We start from the raw sequence: 13763 nt of genomic DNA on the forward strand, positions 1-13763 counted from the left end.
AGAATACAGGACTACGAGTTTCTTGTGGGCTACCGACGTCAAAAATTTCCTGCCGCTATACTAGCCCAGTTATGAGCAAACGCATACAGCTAATAATTGGAAGCTTCCCGCAAAATTCACTTGTAATAGCAATGACTAAGCTACATGAACTGAAAAACGCAAGGCGAGAGGGGCGTTGTCCATCAACTGAACGAAAAGCTGAAAAACAGCAACGATTAGATGAAAATAAAATATCACAGGAACCTATTTTTACAGTAAAAGATCTCATTGAGCTTTATTTGACTCAGCGTATTGAAGACCGCAAAAGCAATGATGGCAAAATTATCCCTAGTGCACGTAAAAGGAAGGGGCAATCAGAGGTTCGCCGTACACTTCAAAACGATGCAGGGGAAAAGCTAAGGCATAGAGTTGCGTCTCAAATTACTCGTAAGGATGTCGTTGATTTAGTGATGGGAGTAATTGAACGAGGGGCTAATGTACAAGCGGGAAATCTGCTGAAGGAGTTTTCATCTGCCTATGAGTTTGCTATTGGTTTAGGTTACTTTGATGATAGCTTTGCTAATCCCGCATTATTAGCTAAATCTAGTCTGAGTCAAACCAAAAATTAGGGTTACGAGCCAGCGTGGTATTCGGGTTCTAAATGAAAAAGAATTGACGGTATTTCTTAAATGGTTGCCGGGTTCAGAGTATACAACAACGATCAAAAATGTATTGCGCTTAACATTATGGACCGGTTGCCGAACGGGTGAAGTGTGTAATATGGCATGGGAAGATGTTGATCTTGAGAAGGGCACTATTCACCTGAAAGAAACTAAGAATGGAATGGAGCGTTATGTTCAGTTGCCCAGTCAGACAATAGCATTTTTGACAGCGTTGCGTTTATCTTCTGGTAAGTACTTATTTGAATCACAGGCATCTAAACTACCTATTCAGCAAAAATATCTTACCGAGAATGCATGGCGGCTACGTCAAACAGGGCAAATGTTGGATATAGCTCATTGGTCTCCGCATGATTTACGTCGAACGGTTCGTACAGGGTTATCACGCTTACAATGCCCAAGTGAAGTTGCAGAGGCAGTTTTAGGCCATTCAAGAAAGGGAATTGAAGGCACATATGATTTGTATAGCTATGACGCTGAGTGCAAGAAGTGGTTGCAGAAGTGGGCGGATTATTTGGATGGTTGTCTTGTTTGATGTTATGGTCTGTCTCTGAATCTATTTTCATCTGGCTACGTTGTCGCTTTCTAATTAATTAGGGATAAGTAGCTCTGCATCGAATGTTTATTACAGTGATTGTAGAATGATTTGAGCTAAGCTGTGAAAGTGAATTCAATATTCGTAGTTTAGGGCATAAAGACCTTTCATTATCGCTATTTTTCAATTTGTAATTACCTAATTGTCATAGCGGAAGTTTTACCGTTGATCGAGAAAATGGATTTATTCTTGCTTAATTCATTCTTGTATCAGTGGCTAGCGACACAGTGGTATCTATATTATATCAATAGCATCAAATGTGGATTGAGCAATAGAAGTGCGTATCATATCTTTATGTTTGATGTATACATGCTTATTGTTTTATAAATCTGTATACACCAGTTGGATCGTTTTACATGGCTTCCGATAGTAGTTGAAAATAATGTAAAATAGTAGTTTAACATTCAGCTATGCGTTGAGGATATAATCTTTACAATGCTTTATTGAATCAATATTACATTGAGTTGCAAGGGCTAGTTTTAGTCTTATATTATCTCGTTTAGAATCTGTAATCATTTTAATTCTCATGAAAATTAATGGGATTAAATAATCTTTAGCAGAAATAAAGTTAATGTCGTGATGATGATTACCCGTTAGTTTTTTCTCTATAACGTCCTTCGTGTTATTATAAATATCTATAGAGGTTTGATTAATGGTTGATTTTTTTATTTCTTCTATTTTTAATTTTACTTTCTCTTTATCTAAATTTCCATCATTTCCCGATACAAAACAACGTACCTTATTAGATACAGTCTGCTGCGCTGGGTTAAGTTTAAATGATATGGCATACTCAATAAATAATTCAGTTAATAAAGGTATGTTATTTTTAAACCAGTTGTTATATGAGAATTTTTCTATTAGTTCGTCTTTGAGGCAATTAGGGCACTCCATATTAAGAATATTATATATAGACTCAATATCAATTAAAATATTTTCTATGCAATAAAAAGGTAGTGTGAAGAGCCCTTTGATATTTATATCTTCATGTTCTCCACACATTAGATATAAGTCACCATCAATGATGTATAGCTCTTTTCTGTTTTTTTCTATTTTATTTGATTTGGCGCATGCATCAATTACTGATTTTCGACCTCCCAGTGGGAATATTTTTGATATAAAATATTCCCCTTCAAATACTCGGCTGATAATTTCATAAAATATCTTTTCATAACCTCTTTCCGTATCTTCTATAAAAATATCAATATCATTAAACTCTTCAAAAAAAACAGACATAGCTAGTTTGGCTGCACTACTTCTTGTCGGTAAATCTAAATCTAAGGTCTCGATATCCATAATTATCATCTGCACTTAATTGATTTATCTTTTAAATCACCAATTATTTCGGGTGAGTGAGTTGCTAAAATAAACTGAACGCTATTATTTGATTCATTTAAGAGTTTAGTAAGCATTAATTGCCACCTTAAATGTAGTGATAGTTCAGGTTCATCAATAATGAATACTGGTGCGGATGATTTGTTTTTGTTAAAGAACACACTAGCGAAAATTATTAATAGTTGTCGTTCACCAGAGGATAATGCTTCAATAGATGTCTTAGAGCCATTAGGCTTAGATATTTCCATATGCCCCACAGTATCTAATGATAAAGACTTCTTTGTTTCTGAATAAAATCCGTTTAGGGTTTTAGTGAAGTTTTGCATATCAAAAAATAGTTTATCTATCTTTTCTTTATGTGAGTCAATTATTTTTACTAGTTCTTCAATAAAAGCAATCTGGTTACTATTAATTAATAGTTCAATATTGAATAGTGTATTATCAATGGTACCTTTTTTATTAAAAAGTTCTCTTAGATTTTTAAAGAAATTTTCAATGTTAGTTTGCAGTGCTTTATTTTCAACACCTAGCTTACTTAGTGCATCACGAATTTCTTGTTCGCGATCAAGTAAAATGCCTTTTTCTTCAATTGCTTCACCATGAGTGTGCAGAGTAATATTTTCATGAAAAGGTATATATCTAAATGCGGAAGTAAGAATGTTGTCTTTTAATTTTTCAATATATCTAGCTTCAATATTCCTTGCTCGTCTATAAGACTCCTGAACTAGTAATTCGGCCTCCATAAGACTAACACCTAAATTTCCACTTATTGGTTTCCTCTTTGAGTGATGGATATATCTACTTCTTTCGTTATAAGCGTTATCAAAATAATTGTCGTATAAAAAAGCTCTTCTTTCTAACCCTAAAAATATAAATTTTGGGAGAGATCTTATAATTGTTAGTACGTCTGAATCATTATTTTCAATTAGGTAACTTTCAAAAATTTTATTAGTAAACTTTGATTCAAATTCATTTTCTGAAAAATCATAATCTTTAGGGACTTTTGGTAAATTTATTTCTAACGAATCATCTATTGTAATTTTGGGTGGTGATATGGTTAGTTTTGATACTTTATTCACTCTTAATCTTTTTTCTTTTATATTGTTTTCATTTTTTACTTCATAACAACTAATAGAAATTTTACTCTGAGAATTCTCTAAGGTTAAAGTGATGTTTTCAAATTCGGTTAAACAAAGATCTTTAATGTTTGGGGATGTTAATGCATTAATTAACATAAGTGCTGTCGTTTTTCCTGAGCCATTTCCTCCAACAAGAAAATTCATATCTTGATTAAATGTAATGTTGAAATCAAGAAATTCATAAACTCCTTTTCCTGTAAAACTCACTATTTTCATATTTCATACTCTTTTTATTTTTAAATTTTTAATAAAGACGTAAATTGTTCAGTGTGTGTACTCTAATTTATTGAATGACATCTCCTGTCTTTCTTTTTATAATTTATTGTTTTTAATGATTAATGTTATTTATTTTCAATTAAGTATTTTCATGGCGATTTTCCCATAATTGTTAGCAAAAAAGAACTGAACTTTAGTTCAGTTCTTCTGAGCGAACTAGTTTGTTAAGTAAGTCTGTATTATTTAAAAAATAGTTGGAAAACATATTAATAATATCTAGATTATTTAGGTGAAAATGGCTAAAAATTATTGAAAATAACACTCATGTATCAAATTTTTCTGGCCACCTATTTAAATAAAATAATATTTACTTACATCAAGGGGCGATGTGATTCATATATTCATTAGCCATAAATAATGATATAAGCTAGTGTCGATGATAGCAGTCATTGGCCTACTTGTTGGAACTACAAACCATAAACGTTAATATAAAACTCGCTATTACCATCATCCGTTTTCTGAATGGTATATGTGATGTGCCGAACCTTGTTGAACATTGACTTTATTGCATATGTAAACTTGATATCAGCTGCACATGTATAAATGTCTAACTTAGAATTATGTTTTTGTGTCCTAATATTATTAACAGTGAGCGTTGGTATATCATAGTCTGATTCAACTTTACTTCTTGCCAGATACGGTTTTATAGCAATATCAGCCACCAAGTTTTTAGCCTCATCACTGCCATTTTCATGTTGTTACTTAGCAGGGAACAAGCCTCCTAGGCTAATCTAGATACTTTCGAACCATTATAGGAGAAGCCAATTCTGCGAGATAGATCATGTTTATCTCGATTGAAACTTAGTTGATGTATAGGCTGGTTTGTGATTTTTACTATACAGTCACTTTGTATGTGGCTATGTAATATTTTATAGAACGGTTAATTTGGATTCTCAAAATACAGCGGAACAATAACAGGATACAAATCAATCAACTATATAAGTGTAGGTTGAATTATAGGTTTTTAATTTATTTTTATAAAAATCATTAATAATCAATACTTACACACCAATGCATCATGGGAGTATGGGAATCTAAATTTGCACTATTACTCATATGATTGGTCTGTTTAATCTATTGAATTTAATATCGATTATGGTTTCACTAAAAATCATTTAATCCCATAAAGTGCAGGTGAGAATACAGGACTACGAGTTTCTTGTGGGCTACCGACGTCAAAAATTTCCTGCCGCTATACTAGCCCAGTTATGAGCAAACGCATACAGCTAATAATTGGAAGCTTCCCGCAAAATTCACTTGTAATAGCAATGACTAAGGCTCAGGTTATTTAAAAAATAAGCCTATAGAGTTGAATTCATGTGAAACGAGATAAGTGCCTGGTATACCCAACTGGACGCCTTATGATTTGAGTCGTACTATTCGTACAAGGCAATACATTAATGTAGGACACCAGTAATTTCGAGGCATACCAAGGGAAATGGCTATTTATATTAAGTATGTCAGAAGTACTCATAATTATTGCAAAAATGGAGAGGTGATTTGAATGTATTGCAATCTTATTAAAATAAGCAATAAAGGTGCGGCATAATGGGCCAGAAGTACTCTCCCCTTTATACAATCACATCCCCAGTACTTAACTCGGTAGCGGAAATTAGTGAGTTATTAGGTTATTGGTCAGCCAAAGACAAACTTGTCTCTCCACAACTGCGTAGAGAAAATCGTATTCGTACCATTCAGGCATCGTTAGCTATTGAACATAATAGCCTGTCTACTGAACAGGTAACGGCCATTATGGATGGGAAACAGGTATTAGGCCCTGCTAAAGATATTCAGGAAGTACGTAATGCAATTCTTGCCTATGAACGGTTGCCCTACTGGCATAGTGGCCAGATTGAACACTTTCTCGAAGCGCATAAATTGCTTATGCAAGGATTAGTTGATTATTCAGGCCAATGGCGTAACGGCAATGTGGGTATTTATCGTGACAAGCAGTTAATTCATATGGCGCCACCGGCTAGCCAGATACCCAGATTAATGACCTCTCTTTTTGATTGGTTAACAAGCGCAGATATTCATCCGCTGATTAAAAGTTGCATTTTTCACTATGAGCTTGAATTTATTCATCCATTCTCGGATGGCAATGGCCGAATGGGTAGGCTATGGCAAACGGTAATACTGAGTGAATGGCGACCAGAGTTGGCATGGTTGCCCGTTGAGACGCTGATTCAAAAACAACAAAATGACTACTATCGCGTATTGGGTGAGGCTGACAAGGCCAGTGACTGTACCTGCTTTATTGATTTCATGTTAAGGGTGATGGCTGGGGCATTGAAAGAGGGGATTAATAGTAATAGTGACAAAATGTCGGGAGAAGTGTCGGGAGAAGTGTCGGGAGAAATGTCGGGAGAAAATGAGCCGATTGCTCTACATAAAGTCGCTGGTCAGATCTTTTACGTATTAGAACAAAACCCAACGATGACGGTACCGATGGTCGCAGAAAAATTGCAAGTTAGCACCAGAACAGTTGAGCGTCATATTAAGACCTTGCAACAGTTGAAATTGCTTGAACGGGTAGGTTCGACAAAGGCGGGGTATTGGAAGGTGATTTAGATGCATTGCAATCTTATTAAAATAAGCAATAAAGGTGCGGCATAATGGGTCACAAGTACTCTCCCCTTTAATACAATTACATCCTCAGTACTTTGAGGCCAGAGAAAAACAGGTCAATGCCGTTGATAAATCGGAGTTTACACACCAAATACCGCATGAGTATTTTGGCTCTAATCTATCCGGGAATATCGGTGAGTATGTAAACGATGGAGCGAGAAATTATGGATGATGAACTACTACGGCTTATCAAGTTGTTTCAACGGTCTGTAAAACAACTGTTCGAGCAGGTCGCCGATTATTATGATATTACACTGCCAGTGACTAACACAGATTGGCTGGCGATCGATATACCTGTTCCCGCAATACTTCCCAATGGCATTCGATGTTTCAAGCATGGTTTTGGAATTGCAATGCATCAGGACGGCAGCGTGACCAATTTTGATTTAGGAGATAACGGCGAAATAGATGGTTTCACCGCCAGCGGGTTAGCCGGTTTTATCGAAAGTCATCGAATTGATACTGATTTAACGGATATGAAGATGATTCAGCCGCTCATTGATCAAGGGGTTGATCGTGGCAAAATCCGTTTTTCTGGCTACATCAATTACTACCTGAATTAGCACAATGAAAAGAAAACGCCTGAAAGTGGTTGCTGGTAACGTGCTGGACTATTTTATCAGCAGAAATAATGATATTTCCGGTTACTGGGCCATGGGGGTTCTTTGTATGTATCCCTGTAATCTGGACCATCCACTTTTAGAGATCTTCTGACATACTGGTTATGTCCCTTAGGGAGATAACCATGCGTAAAATCTTATTCACAGAGCACCAGATAATTGCCGTTCTTAAATCCGTTGAAGCAGGAAGAACTGTGAAAGTGTCTGCCATGAGGCCGTTATTTCTGAAGCCAGCTATTACAACTGGAAGGCGAAGTATGGCGGTATGGAAGCCGCTGATATCAAAAAGATCAAAGATCTTGAGGATGAGAATCGTCGCCTCAAGCAGATGTTTGCCGATCTAAGTTAATGCCGAGCGTTGAAGGATGTCATCGAAAAAAGCTTTAAAACCAGCGATAAAGCGTGAGTTCGTCAGCTATCTGACGGCGACGTTTTCGAACGTTCAACGTCGAGGATGACTTTAACCGCGAAGCACTGGCCATAGAAATCGACCTGAACATCCCGGCTCTGGGGGGACGAGTACTGGAGAGGATAGTGGAAAAGCGCGGATACCCGCTGAAAATGCGTATGGATAACGGGCCGGAGTTGATATCACTGACACTGGCGCAATGGGCTGAAGAGCATGGCGTGATACTAGAATTTATCAAGTCAGGTAAGCCGACGCAAAATGCGTATATCGAACGGTTTAACCGAACGTACAGGACAGAAATACTGGATTTTTACTTGTTCAGAACACTGAATGGAACACGGGAAATCACAGAGCGCTGGTTGAATGAATACAACAGTGAGCGACCACATGAATCTCTGAGTAACCTGACGCCAGAAGAGTACCGGCTGATGGTTGAAAATACGAAAATCTCAAAAAGAGCGTGGTACTAAAATGGGGATATTTACATCCCCACTTGATACAAACCATCATCCAGCCATTGAATATGGCTCCCCCAACATATGCTGCTCCGCTGATACAAAACAGCCTGTTATGACTCGTTTACCGACGTATAACCGTAAAGAATGTTGACGTTTTCAGATGACAGTAATTATTCACAAATTGTGTTTATTGCTATCACGAATGGCTAATTTTATTCACGATTTATGACTGTTAACATTGATTCACAATAACGCTATTCCGTGTTTGCTGCAGCCAGACGCTTGATTTCGAAAACATTCATTTACGGATAAGAGGTGTGGATCATGGTGTATCTTCATGTTGTATTGTTAATAGGGATTATTATATTAGCAGCGAGGCTTGGCGGAATCGGCGTTGGGCTTGCCGGTGGGCTGGGTATGGCGATAGCGGTATTTTTATTCGGTATAAAACCCGGTGAAATGCCGATTGACGTCATTTTGATTATTCTTTCCGTTATTCTTGCTTTATCGGCGATGCAAAACGCCGGTGGACTAAGGTTTATGGTTCAGGTAGCAGAAAAATTATTACGTAATCACCCTCGCTATATTAACTTTCTTGCACCATTAACGACTTTCGTTCTGACGGTATTATCCGGTACTGCGTATACCACGCTGTCTGTCTTGAAAGTGATTCAAGAAGTCGCTAAATCCATTGGCGTACGGCCAAGTCAGCCGTTAACTGCGGCGGTAGTTTCCTGTCAGATCGCCATCACGGCATCGCCGATTTCAGCTGCGACAGCAGCAATGTATGTTGTTGTTGAAAAAATGGGTGTTCCTTACGGCGATGTGCTTTTGGTTATTGTCCCGACCGGATTTGTCGCTATTTGCGTCGCGGCGCTTGTTGCCAGCCGTCAGGGGGGGGAATTACTTAACGATCCAATATTTATCGATAGAAAAGAAAAAGGATTAATTGAAGTCGGCATTCAGGATTCAAAGGAACTCCCTGACAGCCATTTGGCGAAACGCGCTGTTTATTTGTTTCTCGCCTCAGTGGTATTTATCGTTACCATGCTGATTTTTAAGCCAATAATTGGTCATAAAATCGGTTCGCGCGACATTATTATTATTACGATGTTTGTCACCACATTATTGATTGTGGTGACCTGCAATGTGAGTTTGAGAAGCATTAAAAAAGCTAGCCTGTTTTCCGATGGCACCGAGTCGCTGGTGGTAATCCTGGGTATCGCTTGGCTGAGCGGTTCAATTATCGGGGTCTATATTCCTGAGATAAAAGAACAGGCCGGTGAAATTCTGAGGCAATATCCTGCGCTATTGGCGCTGGTGTTTTTTATTACCAGTGCGGCGTTATTCAGCCACGGCGCAGCGGCAGCTTTGCTGATACCAATTGCTGCTTCGTTAGGCATTGAAGCCTCGACTATTGTCGGCGCTTTTGTCGCGATGAGCGCGATGTATATCACGAATATTTATCCAACGGCAGCTTATGCGATTGCTGCCGATGACACGGGTTCTTATATGAGTAAACGTTGGAACGGTTCCTATTTGGTTAACCATCCCTTTATTTTACCGGGGTTGTGTGGGGTAGGTGCTGCGTTACCTGTCGGTTTTTTTCTGGCTAACACATTTATTGGTGGTTAGAGCCAGAGAAATTGATATTCGGAAAGAATGTGCAAAATAAAGGCGTTTAAAACAAATCCCAATTGGGTAAAACCGATTGGGATTCGTTCTATCAACAATTAAAGGCGAAGGTAATACCACAAACGCTATGAACAGGTTCATGGTGTTATGAAGTTACAAATTCTTTTGGAAAAAATCAGTGAGTTTATCGAATGGGATGACATCTATCCGGTCATAAAGGTCAACATGGTTTGCACCTTCAATAATCATTAACTCCTTCGGTTCCGCTGCCTTTTCATAGGCTGTTTCACTGAAATAGCGTGAATGAGCTTTTTCACCATGAATGAACAGAATAGGTCGCGGAGAAATTTCATTAATGTAAGAGAGCAAAGGCATATTCATAAACGAAAGTGGATTGGTGATTGTCCACGAGCCGTTGGAATTGATCGCTCTTGGATGGAAACCACGTTTTGGCGACTTATAGTATTCAGCATAATCAACCATAAATTGCGGTTCATCACCTTTCAACTCATTGTAGATTGGGCCAAGTTCAGGTGTGCCATTTTCGGCATCTTTCCAGCGCTGTTGGCTTAATTGTTCCAGTGTTTGCGTGCGCTGCTGTTGTGTCATACTGTCGTTATAACCTTTAGACATCACTCGCGTCATGTCATACATGGTGCTGGCAACAACGGCTTTAATGCGTTTATCTACCGCGGCTGCATTCAATGCCATCCCACCCCAACCACAGATGCCAATAATACCAATGCGTTCACGATCGACTGTTGGAAGCAAACCAAGGAAATCTACGGCAGCACTAAAATCTTCAGTATTGATGTCCGGAGAAGCAACATGGCGCGGTTCACCGCTACTTTCGCCGGTATAAGATGGATCAAACGCCAGAGTGATAAACCCACGCTCCGCCATTGTTTGTGCATATAAACCTGACGATTGTTCTTTTATCGCACCAAAAGGGCCACTAATAGCGATGGCGGCTAATTTACCACTGATGTTTTTGGGTTGATATAAATCAGCGGCTAAAGTAATGCCATAACGGTTTTTGAAAGTGACTTTTTGGTGATCAACGTGATCACTTTTGACAAAAGTTTTGTCCCACTCATTACCCGGTTGTAAAGGTGATTGGGCGAAGGCTGGCGCGATGATTGTTGATGCAACGCCTGCTGCGAAGATACCCATGCTGGTCATTTTTAATAGATTACGACGCCCTGTATCAAGCGCACTTTCGGTTGGTCTGGCCATATGTAGTGATAAATGTTTGTTCATGGTTTTAGATTCCTTTTGCTTAATTTTTGTCAACAAGTTCAATGGTTGCTTGTCTGGAACCTCGATAGTGAAAGTGTTCCAAACCGTGAGTAATTTCCCCCAGCTTGATCAGCCCATGCGAATAGCTAAAGTTTTGGTAAAAAATGGCGATATTGCCCCAGGGCGCGTAGTAGGTAATATCACCGATATTGGGGGTAATACCTGCAGGTGTACCCTGAGTCGTCAGTTTATTAGGGAGATAAGTGATTTTTTCAGTAGCAGAGTAATCATCAAGTTTTACCGTTAATGGCAACTGTGCGATAAAATCTCGAGTCGTTGGGGTGTTGTCCAATGTGCCGATGGCCACGACATCATCCAGTGTAATTTGGATAGTGTACCGGGGAGCTTCACTCTTTCTGGCGTGTACGGTGGTGATGCTAAAAACCGCCGTCAAAATAAAGGCAAATAACAGTACAACCGTTTTTTTGCGATCTGTTTTATACATTAGTATTCCTTTTAGTGAGGCCGTTTCTCTGTTCGAGCCGTCATCGCTATTAACCCTGCGGCGACCAATAAGAGTAAGGCGCTAACCATAAAGGTGCTTGGGTAGCCATGGTGATCAAATAACAAACCGCCAACAGTGGAGCCAAACGCGATAGCGAGTTGAATCATTGCTACCATCAGGCCGCCACCCGCTTCTGCATCTGTTGGGAATGTGCGCGGCACCCAACTCCACCAACCAACCGGTGCTGCGGTTGCTATCAGTCCCCAAAGGCCAAGCAGCATTACCACCGCAACGGTCCAGTTGCCGAAGACGATCAAGAGAAATGCAATGACTGCCATGAGCAGCGGGATGATGATTAGGATTAGATATAATCCATATCTCAGCACGCGACTCATTAGTACCGTACCAATAAAACCAGCTACGCCGATCAGCAGTAATACCAGTGTCACGGTGGAAACATCGACTTGGGTAACGTTTTCCAGAAACGGGCGCACATAGGTAAATAAGGTAAATTGCCCCATAAAAAACAGACCGACGCCTGACATACCCAGCGTAACAATAGGTCGTTTAAACAGGGTGAAAATATTCCCGTTTTTTTTGTTGGAACCAGATTCAACAGGTAATGAAGGCAGGCTGAACCACTGCCAGATAAAAGTGATAGCAGCGATGGGCATTAAGCAGAAAAACGCACCACGCCAGCCGATAACGGTTCCTAAATAGGCACCGAGCGGTGCAGCAATCACAGTCGCTAAGGCATTGCCGCCGTTAAAAATAGCTAAAGCGTGGGAGACTTTGTTGGCGGGTACAAGACGCATTGCCGTAGCAGCAGACATTGACCAAAAACCACCAATCACTATTCCGATTAAGGCGCGACCGATCAGGTAGATAGCATAATTCTGTGCCAGGGCAATGATGATGCCGGATAGACCCATCATTGCCGTTAGCCCAAGGAGTAACGTTTTGCGGTTCATGTTACCTGCCAGTGTGGAGATAAACAGACTGGTAACTACTGCAAAAGCGCCTGAAATAGCAATGCCTTGCCCTGCCATACCTTCTGTGACTTGAAGATCGTTAGCCAGAGGGGTAAGCAGGCTGACAGGCATAAATTCCGAAGCGATCAGGACAAATACACATAATGTCATGGCGAATATGCCACTCCAGTAAGCGGGTTGTTGACTCTGCATCTGGTGCAAAAGGGGATGATTTATTGTTGCCATCAAAGTAAACCGTGGAAATAATGGATGGTATGTATCTTGACAGAGCAATGATATTTTGATTAGTAGGTGTAATCTTTATGTAGTTGTGAGAAAAATTCATCAATGGCAAACAGTAAAATGAATGACTTGCACACTTTTCTGACGGTTGCTCAAGAACAAAGCTTTACCAGAGCAGCGGCAAGATTAGGTGTTACACCTTCTGCGTTAAGCCATAGTATTCGAACGTTGGAAGAGCGTTTAGGTGTCCGTTTGCTGACACGCACAACGCGTAACGTTTCTCCGACAGAAGCCGGAGAGCGATTAATGCATGCGATAGGCCCTTTGTTTGAACAGATAACAACCGAGGTTGAAGCACTGGGAGAGCTGAGAGACAAGCCAAGAGGCACAATTCGGATTAGCTGTACTGACGATCAAATCGAGCTGCATTTACGACCTGTATTACGCGATTTCTTGCAAAACTATCCTGATATCACGTTGGAAATGTATGTCGATTATGGTTTTACTAATGTGGTTGAACAGCGTTTGGATGCCGGGATTCGTATTGGTGATGAGATTAGTAAAGATATGATTGCCGTGCGAATTGGGCCAGACTGGCGTTTGATTACGGTGGGTTCACCAGACTATTTTAAGCAACACACCAAGCCTAATACCCCTTATGATTTAGTTGAACATCAGTGTATCAATATTTGCCACCGGCCAGCGGGTGCTATTTATGCCTGGGAATTTGAACAGCAGGGACGTATTTTTAATATCAAACTGAACGGGCAATTGGTGTTTAACAGTACTATGCACACCTTGAATGCTGCCGTAGATGGTATCGGGCTGGCTTATGTACCGGAACAACTTGCAGCACCTTATCTGGCTGACGGTAGGTTACAGGCGGTATTAACTGATTACAGTCCTTGTTTTAAGGGGTTTCATTTGTATTATCCCAATCGCCGTCAGGCCTCACCAGCCTTTATGGCATTTGTTGACGCTGTGCGATATCGGGAATAGTGAGTTAGATTTGTTTAATGGTAAGGTTGAGATGTCTGTCATCGGCTTGATACGA

At 39.7% G+C, this 13763-nt stretch carries 12 protein-coding genes and 1 pseudogene; 8 read left to right on the top strand and 5 right to left on the bottom strand.

Translation table 11 applies throughout. The features are described from left to right. The first annotated feature begins 131 nt into the window (after positions 1 to 131). A complete protein-coding gene (locus tag I2494_RS20600) occupies positions 132 to 608 on the top strand; it encodes a hypothetical protein (protein ID WP_321206105.1) in 477 nt (158 codons plus the stop codon). Positions 609 to 672: 64 nt separating this feature from the next. Beyond that, a complete protein-coding gene (locus I2494_RS20605) occupies positions 673 to 1194 on the top strand; it encodes a tyrosine-type recombinase/integrase (protein ID WP_321206107.1) in 522 nt (173 codons plus the stop codon). A gap of 468 nt (positions 1195 to 1662) precedes the next feature. Here the strand turns inward: I2494_RS20605 and I2494_RS07165 are convergent, their stop codons facing one another. Next, complete coding sequence (locus tag I2494_RS07165; protein WP_218466393.1) at positions 1663 to 2547, bottom strand: DUF4435 domain-containing protein; 885 nt, start codon at positions 2545 to 2547, stop codon at positions 1663 to 1665. Positions 2548 to 2552: 5 nt separating this feature from the next. Then, entirely contained in the window at positions 2553 to 3941 is a 1389-nt protein-coding gene (locus I2494_RS07170) for an AAA family ATPase (RefSeq protein ID WP_218466394.1), read from the bottom strand. 1608 nt (positions 3942 to 5549) lie between these two features. Between I2494_RS07170 and I2494_RS07175 the strand changes: the two genes are divergently transcribed. The 5 genes and pseudogenes from I2494_RS07175 (at position 5550) to I2494_RS07195 (ending at position 9751) form a co-directional block, all read left to right on the top strand. Further along, positions 5550 to 6572 carry a Fic family protein gene (locus I2494_RS07175; RefSeq protein ID WP_218466395.1) on the top strand — a complete coding sequence of 341 codons (1023 nt, stop codon included), beginning with the start codon at positions 5550 to 5552 and terminating at the stop codon, positions 6570 to 6572. Positions 6573 to 6793: 221 nt separating this feature from the next. Further along, on the top strand, positions 6794 to 7192 hold the full coding sequence (locus I2494_RS07180) for a DUF6896 domain-containing protein (RefSeq protein WP_218466396.1): 399 nt from the start codon (positions 6794 to 6796) through the stop codon (positions 7190 to 7192). Between the two features lie 4 nt (positions 7193 to 7196). Continuing rightward, positions 7197 to 7343, top strand: coding sequence for a hypothetical protein (locus tag I2494_RS07185; protein ID WP_218466397.1), 147 nt, complete (start codon positions 7197 to 7199; stop codon positions 7341 to 7343). Positions 7344 to 7374: 31 nt separating this feature from the next. Continuing rightward, positions 7375 to 8128 (top strand): annotated as a pseudogene (locus tag I2494_RS07190) (integrase core domain-containing protein). A gap of 312 nt (positions 8129 to 8440) precedes the next feature. Continuing rightward, a complete protein-coding gene (locus I2494_RS07195; RefSeq protein ID WP_218466398.1) occupies positions 8441 to 9751 on the top strand; it encodes an anaerobic C4-dicarboxylate transporter family protein in 1311 nt (436 codons plus the stop codon). Positions 9752 to 9904: 153 nt separating this feature from the next. Here the strand turns inward: I2494_RS07195 and I2494_RS07200 are convergent, their stop codons facing one another. The 3 genes from I2494_RS07200 to I2494_RS07210 all read right to left on the bottom strand — a co-directional run bounded on the left by I2494_RS07200 (position 9905) and on the right by I2494_RS07210 (position 12712). Continuing rightward, positions 9905 to 10933 carry an alpha/beta hydrolase gene (locus tag I2494_RS07200; protein ID WP_218466504.1) on the bottom strand — a complete coding sequence of 343 codons (1029 nt, stop codon included), beginning with the start codon at positions 10931 to 10933 and terminating at the stop codon, positions 9905 to 9907. Between the two features lie 97 nt (positions 10934 to 11030). Further along, positions 11031 to 11495, bottom strand: coding sequence for a cyclophilin-like fold protein (locus I2494_RS07205; RefSeq protein WP_218466399.1), 465 nt, complete (start codon positions 11493 to 11495; stop codon positions 11031 to 11033). An 11-nt stretch (positions 11496 to 11506) separates the two neighbouring features. Next, positions 11507 to 12712 (bottom strand): MFS transporter, encoded by a 1206-nt coding sequence (locus I2494_RS07210; protein WP_407657875.1) that lies wholly within the window; start codon positions 12710 to 12712, stop codon positions 11507 to 11509. Between the two features lie 102 nt (positions 12713 to 12814). Between I2494_RS07210 and I2494_RS07215 the strand changes: the two genes are divergently transcribed. After that, complete coding sequence (locus tag I2494_RS07215) at positions 12815 to 13708, top strand: LysR family transcriptional regulator (RefSeq protein ID WP_228350866.1); 894 nt, start codon at positions 12815 to 12817, stop codon at positions 13706 to 13708. Positions 13709 to 13763: the final 55 nt, after the last annotated feature.

It is taken from the genome of Limnobaculum allomyrinae, assembly GCF_016649425.1.
Classification (GTDB): domain Bacteria; phylum Pseudomonadota; class Gammaproteobacteria; order Enterobacterales; family Enterobacteriaceae; genus Limnobaculum; species Limnobaculum allomyrinae.

Bases quoted from the DNA above. Each gene is read 5' to 3' on its own strand.
- I2494_RS20600 (WP_321206105.1), top strand. From the start codon at position 132: ATGACTAAGCTACATGAACTGAAAAACGCAAGGCGAGAGGGGCGTTGT.
- I2494_RS07165 (WP_218466393.1), bottom strand. From the start codon at position 2,547: ATGGATATCGAGACCTTAGATTTAGATTTACCGACAAGAAGTAGTGCA.
- I2494_RS07170 (WP_218466394.1), bottom strand. From the start codon at position 3,941: ATGAAAATAGTGAGTTTTACAGGAAAAGGAGTTTATGAATTTCTTGAT.
- I2494_RS07175 (WP_218466395.1), top strand. From the start codon at position 5,550: ATGGGCCAGAAGTACTCTCCCCTTTATACAATCACATCCCCAGTACTT.
- I2494_RS07180 (WP_218466396.1), top strand. From the start codon at position 6,794: ATGGATGATGAACTACTACGGCTTATCAAGTTGTTTCAACGGTCTGTA.
- I2494_RS07185 (WP_218466397.1), top strand. From the start codon at position 7,197: ATGAAAAGAAAACGCCTGAAAGTGGTTGCTGGTAACGTGCTGGACTAT.
- I2494_RS07195 (WP_218466398.1), top strand. From the start codon at position 8,441: ATGGTGTATCTTCATGTTGTATTGTTAATAGGGATTATTATATTAGCA.
- I2494_RS07200 (WP_218466504.1), bottom strand. From the start codon at position 10,933: ATGACCAGCATGGGTATCTTCGCAGCAGGCGTTGCATCAACAATCATC.
- I2494_RS07205 (WP_218466399.1), bottom strand. From the start codon at position 11,495: ATGTATAAAACAGATCGCAAAAAAACGGTTGTACTGTTATTTGCCTTT.
- I2494_RS07210 (WP_407657875.1), bottom strand. From the start codon at position 12,712: ATGGCAACAATAAATCATCCCCTTTTGCACCAGATGCAGAGTCAACAA.
- I2494_RS07215 (WP_228350866.1), top strand. From the start codon at position 12,815: ATGGCAAACAGTAAAATGAATGACTTGCACACTTTTCTGACGGTTGCT.